This window comes from Pseudomonas fragi (genome assembly GCF_002269505.1).
GTDB classification, from domain to species: Bacteria; Pseudomonadota; Gammaproteobacteria; order Pseudomonadales; family Pseudomonadaceae; genus Aquipseudomonas; species Aquipseudomonas fragi_D.
This window is the reverse complement of the sequence record NZ_NQKQ01000014.1, coordinates 59,866-72,914: the sequence shown is the minus strand read 5'-3', so window position 1 is coordinate 72,914 and position 13,049 is coordinate 59,866. Positions and strand designations below refer to the sequence as shown.

Below are 13,049 nucleotides of genomic sequence, written 5' to 3'. Positions count from 1 at the left end.
TTTCAGCCCGAGCGGGTGTCTGGAAGGGGATACGGCCGCCCGTAGGCAGCCGCAGGTCATGCCGTTGCAAGGTCAGCCGCGCAGGAACTCCAGGCACGCCTTGTTGAACAGGTCACGGTATTCGACCTGCACCCAGTGCCCGCACTGATTAAGCATGATAAAGCGCGCATTGGGCGCGTGGTTAAGCACTTTCAGCGCGCCGGTGGCGGGGTTGAAGTTGTCGTTGGTGCCCCAGAAACCGAGGATCGGTGCCTGCAGTTCTTCGAGGCGCTCGGTCATGTTGGGCACCATCATGGTGCTGAACAGATTGCGCGGCTGATGCACGGCCACGGCCACGCGCTCGGCCAGCAGGTTGTCGTCCAGTTGCGAGGTGTCGAACAGTTGCAGGCTCATGATCCGGCGCATCTCTTCGATGCCCAGCGGGCCGGCGTTGTACAGCTCGACCATGCGCTGGATGCCGATCATCTTGAAGTAGGTTTCGCGCTCTTCAACACCGCCTGGTGCCATGAGAATCAGTTTTTCCACGCGTTCCGGCTCAGCCAGCGCCAGGCCCAGGGCAATCGCCCCGCCCAGGGAATTGCCGAGCAAGGTGGCACGCTTGACCCCCACTGCCTTGAGAAAGCCCGACATGGCGTTGACGAAGAACGCCAGGTCATAGTTCACATCTTCCGGCTTGTCGGAGCGGCCGAAGCCCGGCAAATCCACCACCAGGTTACGAAACCCGGCAGCCACAAACTGCGGGTAGTTGCCTTTGAAATTACTGTAGCCACTGGCGCCCGGGCCGCTGCCGTGCAGCCACAATACGACCGGGCCGCTGCCCTCGTCGAGAAAGTGCAGGCGCAGGCCGCTTTCCAGTGTCACAAAGTGGCCGATGGGCAGGGGAAGGTCTTGTTCAGTCATCACTCAATCTCCAGTTGTCAGGCAGTGGCCGCGTCAGCCAGCGATGCTGGGGTCGGGGTCTTGTTCATCAGGTGGTTGCGATAGCGCGGCAAGGCCATGGCCAGAAACACCGAGGCCAGAACCAGCAGCGAGATACAGGAAGCCAGGGCGTAGCGCAGGCCTTCGTTACCCAGGGTATGGGCGAAGCCGTCACTGAGCATGCCGATCAGCAGCGGGCCGACGCCGACCCCGAGCAGGGTCATGGCCATCACAAAAATTGCAGTGGCCTGGGCCAGGCGGGTGGCCGGAAACAGATGGGAGATGGCGCCCAGGCAGGGCGTTGCCCACCAGGTCCCAAAAAAGCTGAATACGCAATAAAACAAAAACGCGGTCGGCATGGGTGTGCTGCCCACATAAAATGCAGTGCCCACCGGCCAGAGGAAATACGCCAGGCCGAACGGGATGCTGATCAGCGTGCCCAGCAGCGGCACCCCGATTTGCCAGCCCTTGTCGCGACGGGCCAGGCGGTCACACAAAATGCCGCAGGTCAGGGTGCCGATGGTTGCCCCGGCACCGCCTGCGACCCCGGCCAGCAGGCCCGCGTCCTGCAGGCTCAGGCCGTGGGAGCGGATCAGGAAACTCGGGCTCCAGGTGCCGATGGCATAACCGGCAATGGCCGCCGAGCCGCCGGTGCATACCAGCCAGAGAAAGGACGGTGTCTGGAACAACTCGCGAACAGTGATCAGCCAGTGATCTTGCGCGACCAGATTGGGGCTGACCAGCATCGCCGGCTTGGGTGCCCGCACGGTAAACAGCAGGATCAGCCCGAGCAAAATCCCCGGTGCGCCAATCACCACAAAAGCGAAACGCCAGCCGTAATGCTGGGCAATCCAGCCGCCCAGGCCGAGGCCGAAAATCGCCCCCAGGCTTGAGCCCAGCATCAACACCGACAGGGCGGTCGAGCGGCGTTCGGGCGGGTACAGGTCCGAGACCATGGCCATTGACGGCGCAGTGCCCCCGGCTTCGCCGATAGCGACCCCGATACGGGCAATCACCAGCATGGTAAAGCTGGCGGCAAAGCCGCAGAAAATGGTCATGACGCTCCAGGCAATACAGCTGAAGGCGATGACTTTTTTGCGCCCGATCCGATCGGAAAGGCGCCCCAGTGGAAAGCCGAAAAGGGTGTAGAACACGGCAAAAGTCACACCTGAAAGCAGGCCGATACCGGTGTCGGAAATGCCGAACTCGGCCTTCACCGGCTCGATCAGGATGGCCATCAGCAGCCGGTCTATGTAGTTGAAGATATAAATGGCTGCCAAAACGCCCAATGCGTAATGGGTTCGCCAGGTGGGGCGCAAGGGTATGGACACGACGGGTCTCCCGGTTTTTGTTCTAGTGAATGAGTTATTCCACGAACCGGATGGGGGAACATCGTCCATTTAGACCAGCCGGTCATGCACAGGATCTCTTTGGGATGAAAGCTGTAGATACTCTGCTGCAGGTCAAGCCCTGTTGTGGGAGAGAGCCTGCTCGTGAACGACCTTCGCGAGCAGGCTCGCTCCCACAGTTGCAGTGTTTTTGCAGCAGCCGCAGGAACGAGGCTGCTCGTCAGCAGCGACGGTCGTCATCCTCTCCGGAGCTGCTTAGTCCCATCGGACGATGTTCAGCTTTTAGCCGCAGTCAATCATTGCTCCCATACACCGTCCGGGCTTACCGGCGGGCCGACTTCGGGCAAGTGGGAGAACAGGATGAAATTGCTGAACAAAGTGGCGTTTGTAACCGGTGCTGGCCAGGGCATGGGACGGGCAATTGTTCGTCACTTTGCCGAGCAGGGGGCCAGGGTTGTTGCCGCCGATATCAACCTCGATGCCGCGCGCCAAAGCATTGAAGGGCTGGGCGAAAAGGCCCTGGCAGTGTCCTGCAATGTCGCCGACAGCGACTCGGTCGCCACCGCGATGGCCGCCGTGCATGCACATTTCGGCAGCCTCGATGTGCTGGTCAACAACGCCGGCATCGGCTCCATCGACGCCTTTGCACAAACCCCCGACGAGCACTGGCAACGCGTGATCGGGGTCAACCTCACCGGGCCGTTTTTCTGTAGTCGTGAAGCGGTGAAGCTGATGCTTGCCGCTGCCACCCCCGGGGTCATTATCAATATCTCCAGCACCGCGGCACTGACCGGCGAAGGCCCGAGCCATTACTGCGCGGCCAAGGCCGGGGTGATGGGCCTGACCCGCAGCATGGCGCGCGAACTTGCAGGCAACGGCATACGCGTCAACACCATCGTTCCCGGCCCGACCAACACGCCGATGATGGCTGACATCCCGGACGATTGGATGCAAAGCATGCTCAAGGCCATCCCCCTGGGCCGCATGGGTGAAACCGATGAAATCGCTCGCGTCGCGGCCTTTCTGGCCAGCGATGACGCAGCGTTCATCACCGGCCAGAACCTAGCGGTCAACGGCGGCATGGCGTTTATCTGAGTGCCGCGCACAGCAATGGGAGAGCAGATCATGGGGACTCGTTTACAAGACAAAATTGCCTTTATCAGCGGTGCCGGTTCAGGCATCGGCGCGGCCACAGCGTTGCGCTTTGCCGAAGAAGGCGCGCTGGTGGTGTTGTGCGGGCGACGCATCGAGCCGCTGCAAGCCGTCGCGGCACAGATCCGTGACAGCGGCGGCCGTGCCGAATGCGCGGTGGCCGATGTCAGCAATGAAGCCGCCTATGTCGGCGCCATCAGCGAGACGGCACAGCGCCACGGCCGCCTGGACATTCTGGTCAACAACGCCATGGCCTACAGCTGGGGCGCGATTGACAGCACCTCGACCGCTGACTGGCATTCCAACTTTGCCACCACCGTGGACGGCACCTTTTGGGGCACGCGCACAGCCATGGGCCTGATGCGCGCCCAGGGCAGCGGCTCGATCATCAACCTGGCGTCGATCTGCGGGCAGTTCGGTACGCCGTGGATGGCCGGTTACTCGGCCGCCAAAGCGGCGGTGATCAACTTCAGCCGTGCTGCGGCCAGTGAAGGTGCCAGCCACAACATCCGTTGCAACGTGGTCAGCCCGGGTGTGGTCGAGACCCCGGCCACGGCGGGCATGCTCACCGATGACAAGACTCGCACCAATACCGAAAAACTGATCCCGCTCAAACGCGTCGGCCAGCCGGTGGAAGTGGCCAACGCCATTCTGTTCCTGGCCAGCGATGAAGCTTCATACATCACCGGTGCTTGCCTGCCGGTCGATGGCGGGCGCAGCAGCGAGCTGTATACGGTACTGGAATAAGGACCCTTTTATGGAACAGAACGCCTTGCTAGCCCGTCTCGATCGACTGGAGTCGATTGAAGAGATCCGCCAGTTGGCTGGTAAATATTCGTTGTCGCTGGACATGCGTGACCTCGATGCCCACGTCAATCTGTTTGCCGAAGACATTCGCGTAGGCCGCGAAAAAACCGGGCGAGCGCACCTCAAGGCCTGGGTCGACGACACGTTGCGCGACCAGTTTCACGGCACCTCCCATCACCTGGGCCAGCACCTGATCGAGTTCACCGACCCGGACCATGCCGTGGGCGTGGTGTATTCCAAGAACGAGCACGAGACCGGCCCCGAGTGGGTGACCATGCAAATGCTCTATTGGGATGACTACGAGCGCATGCAGGGGCGCTGGTATTTCCGCCGTCGCCTGCCGTGCTACTGGTACGCCAGTGACCTCAACAAACCGCCGATCGGCACGCAAAAAATGCGCTGGCCGGGGCGCGAACCCTACGCCGGTACGTTCCACGATCTGTTCCCGTCGTGGACCGAGTTCTGGGCCAGCCGCCCGGACAAGGAGCAACTGCCGCAAGTGGCGACAGCGGCACCGCTCGAGCACTTTCTTGCCACCCTGCGCCGTGGGGCTGGCGCACCGAAAATCCGCGTGCGCTGAGGAAATACTATGAGCATTCTGTTTGAACCCGTGCGCCTGGGTGAGCTTGAACTGGCCAACCGTATCGTCATGGCACCCATGACCCGCAGCCGCGCTGATCAGCACGGGGTGCCGACGGCCGAGATGGTCGAGTATTACCGTCAGCGCGCTTCGGCCGGACTGATTGTCGCCGAAGGCACGGCGCCCTCGGCCAGTGGCCTGGGCTACTGCCGTACCCCGGCGATTTACAGCGCTGAGCAAATTACCGCCTGGAAAGCCGTGACCGATGCAGTACATGCCGAGGGCGGCCTGATTGTGCTGCAACTGATGCATGTGGGCCGTGCAGCCAGTGCTCACAACAAACCGGCAGGCGCCGCCACGGTAGCACCGTCGGCCTTGCGTGCGCGCACCCAACTGTTTACCGACACTGCCGGGATGGTTGACACCGACGAGCCACAGGCCTTGTCGCAGCGCGATATCGAACAGGTCATCGAAGATTACCGCCAGGCCGCACTGAATGCCCGCGAGGCCGGTTTTGACGGGGTAGAACTGCACTGCACCAGCGGTTATCTGCCGATGCAATTTATGGCATCGGGCAGCAACCGGCGTGAAGACCAGTACGGTGGCAGCGTCGAAAACCGCGTGCGTTTCCCGCAGCAGGTGCTGGCGGCGATGGCTTCGGCCATTGGTGCCGGGCGCGTCGCCTTGCGCCTGTGCCCGGGCAACCCGTTCAACGATATCGATGACGAAGACCCGCTGGCCACTGCAGTTGCCTTGTGCAAGGCCGCCGAGCCGATGGGCCTGGCTTACGTTCACATCATGCGTTCGCCCCTGGCTGAGCTGGATGCCTTTGCCCTGGCCCAGCGCCATTGCAGCAACGGCCTGATCCTCAATGACGGTTTTGACGGTGAAACGGCACAAGCGGCGCTGCAGGCAGGACAGGGCGATGCGGTGTCGTTTGCCCGGCACTTCATAGCCAACCCGGATCTGGTCGAGCGCTTGCGCAAGGGTTTGCCGCTGGCCCGCTTCGATCGCAAGACCCTGTACTCCCCCGGCCCCGAAGGCTACAGCGATTACCCGTTGGCCGAGGCGGTGGCGCAATGAACGACATGTCCCGCATCAGCCCCCTGACGGCGGCCAAACAACAGCCCGTGCCCCGTGAACAGACTCAGGCGCTGCTGGACTTGCGCTCGGCGGCCAGTGGTCAGATCAAACCTGCGGACCTCTATACCTTGGCTGACCGCCTTGAAGCGCAGGCCCGGACATTCCCGGATCGGCCTTTTCTGATCGACGGCGAGGAGCATTTCACCTACGCCGCCGTGGAGGCTCAAGCCAATCGCATGGCCCATGTGTTTTACGCCAAGGGGCTGCGCCCCGGTGATGTGTGCGCGATTGCCATGGAGAACCGTCCGCAGTTTTTCTACAGCTGGTTCGGGCTGGTCAAACTCGGGGTGGTGGTAGCGTTTATCAACACCCAGGTCAGTGGCAAGCCACTGGTGCATGCCTTGCAGTCCACGGCGGCCAAGGCGGTGGTGGTGGGCGAAGAATGCCTGGCCAATCTGCTGGGCACGGCAGGTTTGCCGGATGTGCCGCTGTGGCTGGTCCAGGATGCGCTGAACCCTTTTGACGGTGAGCTGCCGGCCTTTGTCGATATCGACTTTGACCAGCAGGTTGCTGCTGCCCCGGCCACAGTTTTCGCCCGTGACGTGCGGGCGGCGATTACGGCCGAAACCACCACGCTGCTGATATTCACTTCGGGCACCACCGGCCTGCCAAAAGCAGCACGCTATAGCCATATGCGCTGGCTGTCCTCGGGTGACGTGATGGAAGTCACCTTGGGGGCCACCTGTGAAGACGTATTTTACTGCTGCCTGCCGCTGTACCACGGCGCGGCGGCCACTTCGGTGACGTCCACGGCCCTGCGTGCAGGTGCGAGCATTGTGCTGCGGCGCAAGTTCAGCGTGCGCGAGTTCTGGCCGGATGTGCGCCGCAACCGCATTACTGTGTTCCAGTACATCGGCGAGATCTGCCGCTACCTGCTCAACCAGCCGGTGGTCGCGGGTGAACGCCAGCACAGCCTGCGCCATATGCTCGGCGCCGGGCTCACGCCCGAGTCGTGGCAGCGCTGGCTGGAACGTTTTGGCCCGATCCAGGTGTTCGAGGGCTGGGGCGCCACCGAGGCCAACGCCAATCTGATCAATGTCGACAACTATGTGGGCTCCTGTGGCCGCGTACCGGACTGGAGCCGCACCAATCTGCGCCTGGTGCGTTATGACGTCGAGAGCGACAGCCATCCACGGGACGAAAACGGTTTTTACCAGCTCTGCCTGCCGGGGGAAATCGGTGAGGCAATGGGCTTTATCGTGGATCACCCGCAGATCGGCGGTGGGCGTTTCGAGGGGTACACCAGCGCTGCGGCCAGCGAGAGCAAGATCCGCCGCAACGTGTTTCAGAGTGGCGATGCCTACTGGAGTTCGGGCGATCTGCTGCGTTACGACGACGACGGCTATTTCTATTTTGTCGACCGTATCGGCGACACCTTCCGCTGGAAAAGCGAGAACGTCTCGACCCTGGAAGTAGCCGATACCCTGAGTGATATGCCAGGGCTTGAGTTGATCAATGTGTACGGCGTGCAGGTACCCGAACACGAAGGGCGTGCCGGTATGGCGGCGATTTTGATGCAGCCCGGGCATATCTTCGAGCCGCAGGCCTTTTATGAACTGACCCATGCGCGTTTGCCACGATATGCCGCGCCGATGTTTGTGCGGGTAACAGAGGCGGCAGACCTGACCAGCACCTTCAAGCTGCGCAAGGTCGACCTGCAGCGCCAGGGCTACGCGCCACAGTTTTTCAGCGACCCGTTGTTCGTGCGCGATGAAAGTACCCGCACCTACCAGCCTTATTCGCTGCAAGTGCTGGCCCGCGCCGGCCTGTTGCCTTTTGCAGGCCAGCACCATGACTGAACTCGACGCGCAAGGTCATCAATGGCGTGACGGTCTGCGCTATCCCTGGCCACAGGCCCCGGCCAGCGGCCAGGTGCAGGAAGTCGCCGAGGGCGTGTTATGGCTGCGCATGCCGCTGCCGTTCGGCCTCGATCACATCAACCTGTATCTGCTGCGTCACGGTGACGGCTGGGTGGCGGTGGACACCGGGCTGAACAGCGAGCAATGCCGCGCCGTGTGGGAGCAAGTGTTTGTCGATGCCATGGCAGGCTTGCCACTCAAGGCGATCATTTGCACTCATTTTCATAGCGACCACACCGGTGTGGTGGGCTGGCTGGCCGAGCGCTTTCGCTGCCCGGTGCTGATGACCCATGGCGAGTTTGAAGCGTTGCACCATGGCCCGCCACGGGCGGCGGAGCCGGACTGGGCATTCCTGGATTTTTATCAAAAGGCCGGTTTCAGTGCCGAGCGCGCGACGTCGCTGCTGCCGTTGATCCAGGGCGAACACTTTCGCCCGCAGTTGGTGGCGGGGTTTATCCGCCTTGAGCACGGCAGCCAGTTGACCATCGGTGCACGCCGCTGGCAGGTGGTCACGGGCAACGGTCATTCGCCGGAACACGCGTGCCTGTTTGCGCCGGACGATGGCTTGCTGATTTCCGGTGATCAGGTGTTGCCACGTATCACCTCGACGATTGCCGTGTATGTCAGCGAACCCCAGGCCAACCCGTTGCGCGACTGGCTCGACTCGATTGAACGGTTGCGCACGATCCCCGACGACGTACTGGTGCTGCCGGCCCATGAGCGGCCGTTTTTCAATTTGCATCTGCGCCTTGATCAACTGCGTGACCACCATCGCAATCACTTGCAGCAGTTGCTCGCGGCTTGCGAACAACCACGCACCGGGCTGGAGATGATGGCGGTGCTGTTTAAAAAGCTGTCAGGCCGTTTCGACGAGCTGATGGCGCTTGGGGAGACATTGGCGCACGCCAACTACCTCATGGCCGAGGGGGCGCTCGTTCGTGAGGAGCAAGGAGGGCTACATCGTTATCGACTGGCCCCGACAGGAGTCGTGAAGTTCGACCCGCTTGAGTTGTTTTGAGCACAACGCAATGACGCTTGAACCCATCGAAGCGGCCACCGAGTCGCTAACCAGGAGAGGCAGAGTGATCAATAAAAATAACAATAAATGTTCAGGGCAGCGCCCGCACAACTTCCAGGCCAGTGGCCTGGCCGTTGCCGTGGCGCTGGTCTGCAGCCCGCTGTGGGCAGGGGACACCATCGAGTTCGATGACGGCACCACGATTGACTGGTCGGTCACCACCAGCTACGGCATTGGCACGCGCCTGGGCAAACCCAGCGACCGGTTGATGGGGATCAACGCCGATGACCCGAACCGCAACTTTGATCAGCACAGCCTCACCACCAACCGGGTGGGTGCGCTGGGCGAGATGATCCTGCGCAAGGACAACTACGGCGCAGTGGTGCGTGCCAGTACCTTTTACGACGACGTGTACCACCGTAAAAACGACAACGACTCCCCGGCCACCGTCAACAAGTACGGTGACAACGACGAGTTCACCAGTGACACCCGCTACTACAGCGGTGGCCGCACGCGCCTGCTCGACGCTTATGTGTTCGGCGGCTGGCGCTTTGAAAACGACACCATGCTCGACGTAAAAGCGGGCCGGCATATCGAGTCATGGGGCGAGAGCCTTTACTACCCTGGCGTCAACGGCGTGCAGAACCCGTCCGATGCGGTCAAGGCGGCGCAGCCGGGGGTTGAAGTCAAAGAAGTGTTGTTGCCAGTGGGGCAGTTCTCGGCGTCTTACCGCATCAACCCGCAATTCACCCTGGGCGGTTATGTCCAGTACGAGTGGAAGGGCACTGAATTGCCGCCGGTGGGCAGCTTCCTGTCGACTTCCGACGTGATTGGCCCGGGCCGCGAGTTTTTGTACATGGGCGCCAACAAGGTGCCTTACCTGGGTACCGATGAGCCGCGCGACAGCGGTCAGTGGGGCGCGCAGGTGCGCTACCGGCCGATCACCGACCTTGAACTGTCGCTGTTCCATGTGGTGTACCACGACAAAAACCCGGCCACTGCACTGGTCGGCTGGGACCCGATACCGGCAGGCCCCGGTGGCCTGGCTTACAAGGCCAACGGCTACCGGGTCAAATATTTTGAAGACATCAAGCTGACGGGTATCAGTGCCACCACCAAGATTGGTGAGTACCAGCTCGGGGCGGAATGGTCGTACCGCGACGGAGCTCCGGTGATGGTCAACACCGGTCTTGGCCCGGTGCCAGCCAAGGGTAAGGGCCAGCAGTTCCAGTTGTCGGCCATGCGCATCCTGGGGGACCGCCCGTGGGCCAGCCAGACCACCCTGACCGGTGAATTTGTCACCGTGCGTGCCGATCACGCCGACGAAACCTCGGCCGCGCCAAACCTTGAAGGCGTGGGCCTGTTGCCGTCGCTGGTGCCGTCCGTGCAACCGTCGGATCAATACACCTACAAGACCGCCACCGCCTGGCGCACCCGCTCGGCAAGCGCGTACACCGTGGGTGCCTCGTTCAGTTACCCGGGCGTGTTCCAGGGCTGGGACCTGGAAGTGCCGTTCACCTTTTCCAACGTGTTCAGCGGTGCGGCGCCGATGTCAGGAACCATTGCCGGTGTGGCAGGGGACCGCCGCCTGAGCGCGGGTACCACCTTCAAATACCTGAGCAACCTGGAAGTGTCGCTCAAGTACATCGGCTACCTCGGCTCGCCGGACCCGATCTACCGCCCGCTGGCAGACCGTGATTACGCCACGTTCTCGATGAAATACACCTTCTAAAAAACGCCCCTGTAGTCGCTGCCGCAGGCTGCGAAGGGTTGCGTAGCAACCCGTTTCCTTGAAGGCCCTCAGGTCCTCATCGCAGCCTTGGGCAGCGACTACAAAGCTGGATGAACTGACTAAAGAGAGAAAACCATGGGTCTTAAAGGTCATGCCGCCATTGTTGGCAGCGCTCAGTACAAACCGGAGAAATACGCCACGGCCCCGCGCATGTTCCACCTGGAGCAAGTGGCTGACCTGGCGGCCCGGGCTTTACAGGATGCCGGCTTGCAGGCATCGGATCTCGACGGGCTGGTGATCAACGGCCCGCATTTTCATGAAGCCTCAGTGTTCGTCCCGGCGATGGCCGCCGAGTACCTGGGCTTGCGCCTGAATTTTGCCGAAGTAGTCGACCTTGGTGGCTGCACCTCGGTAGGTATGGTCTGGCGCGCGGCTGCCGCCATCGAACTGGGTTTATGCCAGGCGGTGTTGTGTGTGCTGCCTGCGCGCATGGCGCCCATGGGCCCGGATGAAGACGCCAGCTGGATGGCCCGCGCCATGCGCTTTGGCGGCCATAGCACGGCATTCGGTGCACCCGAAGCCGAGTTCGACTTGCCGTACGGGCATATGGGCCAGAACACCGGCTACGCGATGATCGCCCAGCGCTATGCCGCGCAATATGGTTATGACCCGCGGGCACTGGCAAAAATCGCGGTCGATCAGCGCACCAATGCGCAGTACAACCCCGAAGCGATGTTTTACGGTCAGCCGCTGACCATCGAGCAAGTGCTGGCCAGTAAAAAAGTCGCTGACCCGCTGCATGTGCTGGAAATCGTCATGCCGGTAGCCGGCGGCGCCGCGATGATTATTGCCTCCAAAGAGGTGGCAGCACGGGCGCGCAAGCGGCCGTCGTGGATCACCGGTTTCGGCGAGCATCTGGCGTTCAAGTCTCCGTCCTATGCCCAGGACATGCTGCACACGCCTATCGGGCCTGCCTCGCAACGAGCATTCGCAATGGCCGGGCTCAAGCCTGCCGATGTCGACGCGGCACAGATTTACGACTGCTACACCATCACCGCCTTGCTGACCCTGGAAGACGCCGGGTTTTGCGCCAAGGGCGAAGGCATGAGTTTTGTGCGTGAACACGACCTGACCTGGCGCGGCGATTTCCCGATGAACACCCACGGCGGCCAGCTCAGCTTTGGCCAGGCCGGTGCGGCGGGGGGCATGAGCCAGGTGATCGAGGCGGTGACGCAAATTGCCGGCGAAGCGGGCGAGCGTCAGCTCAAGCGCTGCGACACGGTGTATGTCTCAGGCACCGGTGGGGTGATGAGTGAGCAGGGCGCATTGATACTTCAGGGAGCTTAAATCCAATGTCGAACAACAAACCAATGCCGGTTCCGACCGAGATTTCTGCACCGTTCTGGGAAGGCTTGAAGGCCGAGCGCCTGCTGATTCAGCAATGTGAACGGTGCAGCCACTGGGTGTTTTACCCGCGCCGGCACTGCCCGGCGTGTTTTACCCATGCACTGACCTGGCGTGAAGTCAGCGGCGGGGCGACGCTGTACAGCTTCACCGTGACGCGCATCCCGACCCTGCCGGATTTTGCCGATGAAATGCCACAAATACTGGCAGTGGTGGAGCTGGATCAGGGAGTGCGCATCAACACCAACCTGGTGGGCCTGGACGAGTCTGAAGTGAAAGTTGGCATGCGCCTGCAACCGGTGTTTGCCGAGGTTGATGCCAAGGGCAACCGGCTGCTGCGCTTTACCGGGCTGGACAAGAATGCCGACCGTCTTAAAGTGCTGCATACGGTTGAGCAACCGGCTGGCGACATTGTTGCGCCCGTGCGCCAGATTGCCCTGGATGATGACGCGGCATTGCAGGCGCTGGTCAGCGACGAGTTCAGCCCGTGGAGCAACCAGGTGGTGGTCGATCAGGGCCTGATTGACAGCTTTGCCCAGTTGTCCGGGGATGATTACTGGATCCACACCGACCCGGAGCGTGCGCGCAAACAAAGCCCGTTTGGCGGCACCATCGCTCACGGTGCGCTGGTGCAGATCCTGCAATCGCGGATGAAGCTCAATCTGGGTTACGAGATCACCGGGTTCACCAATATGGTCAACTATGGCTCGGATCGCCTGCGCTTTCCGGCACCGGTGCCGGCGGGCTCGACCATTCATGCCCGGGCGCGGGTCAAGCGGGTAGAGCGGGTCAAGAGCGGTACTCAACTGACCCTTGAACTCAACACCCATGTCGTGGGCAGCGAGCGGCCGTCGGTGATCAATGAGCTGGTGATTCTCTACATGTAACGGTTCACGGCTCTGTAGTCGCTGAGGAGCGAAGCGAGGCTGCGATCGAGCGCGTAGCGATCGCAAGCCCGGGGGTTGCGATGTACCTGAACGACCGGATTGAATGGGTTTACGGCCGCTGCGCTGCCGATCGCAGCCTCGCTTCGCTCCTCAGTGACTACAGGTATCCCGGCGTCTGCAAAAGCACGGGGCCGCTTTAG

The 13,049-nt window shown here is 61.8% G+C and carries 11 protein-coding genes; 9 read left to right on the top strand and 2 right to left on the bottom strand.

Annotated elements, in window-relative coordinates:
• Window positions 1-72 precede the first annotated feature (72 nt).
• Window positions 73-900, bottom strand: a complete 828-nt coding sequence (locus CJU81_RS14020; RefSeq protein ID WP_095037125.1) for an alpha/beta fold hydrolase — start codon at window positions 898-900, stop codon at window positions 73-75.
• Between the two features lie 17 nt (window positions 901-917).
• Window positions 918-2,249: a spinster family MFS transporter gene (locus tag CJU81_RS14015; RefSeq protein ID WP_095037124.1), complete on the bottom strand. Its 1,332-nt coding sequence runs from the start codon at window positions 2,247-2,249 to the stop codon at window positions 918-920.
• Between the two features lie 378 nt (window positions 2,250-2,627).
• Here CJU81_RS14015 and CJU81_RS14010 point away from each other — a divergent pair, with 378 nt between their 5' ends.
• From CJU81_RS14010 to CJU81_RS13970, 9 genes are all read left to right on the top strand, one after another.
• A complete protein-coding gene (locus CJU81_RS14010; protein ID WP_095030068.1) occupies window positions 2,628-3,362 on the top strand; it encodes an SDR family NAD(P)-dependent oxidoreductase in 735 nt (244 codons plus the stop codon).
• Window positions 3,363-3,392: 30 nt separating this feature from the next.
• Window positions 3,393-4,166, top strand: coding sequence for an SDR family NAD(P)-dependent oxidoreductase (locus tag CJU81_RS14005; RefSeq protein ID WP_095000424.1), 774 nt, complete (start codon window positions 3,393-3,395; stop codon window positions 4,164-4,166).
• 10 nt (window positions 4,167-4,176) lie between these two features.
• Window positions 4,177-4,806 (top strand): nuclear transport factor 2 family protein, encoded by a 630-nt coding sequence (locus CJU81_RS14000; protein WP_095030069.1) that lies wholly within the window; start codon window positions 4,177-4,179, stop codon window positions 4,804-4,806.
• A gap of 9 nt (window positions 4,807-4,815) precedes the next feature.
• Window positions 4,816-5,889, top strand: coding sequence for an alkene reductase (locus CJU81_RS13995; RefSeq protein WP_095037123.1), 1,074 nt, complete (start codon window positions 4,816-4,818; stop codon window positions 5,887-5,889).
• On the top strand, window positions 5,886-7,748 hold the full coding sequence (locus CJU81_RS13990) for a long-chain-acyl-CoA synthetase (RefSeq protein ID WP_095037122.1): 1,863 nt from the start codon (window positions 5,886-5,888) through the stop codon (window positions 7,746-7,748). Before CJU81_RS13995 ends, CJU81_RS13990 begins: the two co-directional genes overlap by 4 nt.
• Entirely contained in the window at window positions 7,741-8,826 is a 1,086-nt protein-coding gene (locus CJU81_RS13985; protein WP_095037121.1) for an MBL fold metallo-hydrolase, read from the top strand. The genes CJU81_RS13990 and CJU81_RS13985 overlap by 8 nt, the downstream gene beginning before the upstream one ends.
• 64 nt (window positions 8,827-8,890) lie before the next feature.
• A complete protein-coding gene (locus CJU81_RS13980) occupies window positions 8,891-10,558 on the top strand; it encodes a DUF1302 domain-containing protein (RefSeq protein WP_095037120.1) in 1,668 nt (555 codons plus the stop codon).
• A gap of 135 nt (window positions 10,559-10,693) precedes the next feature.
• Window positions 10,694-11,905: a thiolase family protein gene (locus tag CJU81_RS13975; protein WP_095030074.1), complete on the top strand. Its 1,212-nt coding sequence runs from the start codon at window positions 10,694-10,696 to the stop codon at window positions 11,903-11,905.
• A gap of 5 nt (window positions 11,906-11,910) precedes the next feature.
• Window positions 11,911-12,849 (top strand): bifunctional OB-fold nucleic acid binding domain-containing protein/MaoC family dehydratase, encoded by a 939-nt coding sequence (locus CJU81_RS13970; RefSeq protein ID WP_095037119.1) that lies wholly within the window; start codon window positions 11,911-11,913, stop codon window positions 12,847-12,849.
• Window positions 12,850-13,049 lie beyond the last annotated feature (200 nt).

Coding starts and splice junctions, on each gene's coding strand:
- CJU81_RS13990 (WP_095037122.1), top strand. CDS start 5,886: ATGAACGACATGTCCCGCATCAGCCCCCTGACGGCGGCCAAACAACAG.
- CJU81_RS13995 (WP_095037123.1), top strand. CDS start 4,816: ATGAGCATTCTGTTTGAACCCGTGCGCCTGGGTGAGCTTGAACTGGCC.
- CJU81_RS13970 (WP_095037119.1), top strand. CDS start 11,911: ATGTCGAACAACAAACCAATGCCGGTTCCGACCGAGATTTCTGCACCG.
- CJU81_RS14010 (WP_095030068.1), top strand. CDS start 2,628: ATGAAATTGCTGAACAAAGTGGCGTTTGTAACCGGTGCTGGCCAGGGC.
- CJU81_RS14000 (WP_095030069.1), top strand. CDS start 4,177: ATGGAACAGAACGCCTTGCTAGCCCGTCTCGATCGACTGGAGTCGATT.
- CJU81_RS13975 (WP_095030074.1), top strand. CDS start 10,694: ATGGGTCTTAAAGGTCATGCCGCCATTGTTGGCAGCGCTCAGTACAAA.
- CJU81_RS14020 (WP_095037125.1), bottom strand. CDS start 900: ATGACTGAACAAGACCTTCCCCTGCCCATCGGCCACTTTGTGACACTG.
- CJU81_RS13985 (WP_095037121.1), top strand. CDS start 7,741: ATGACTGAACTCGACGCGCAAGGTCATCAATGGCGTGACGGTCTGCGC.
- CJU81_RS14005 (WP_095000424.1), top strand. CDS start 3,393: ATGGGGACTCGTTTACAAGACAAAATTGCCTTTATCAGCGGTGCCGGT.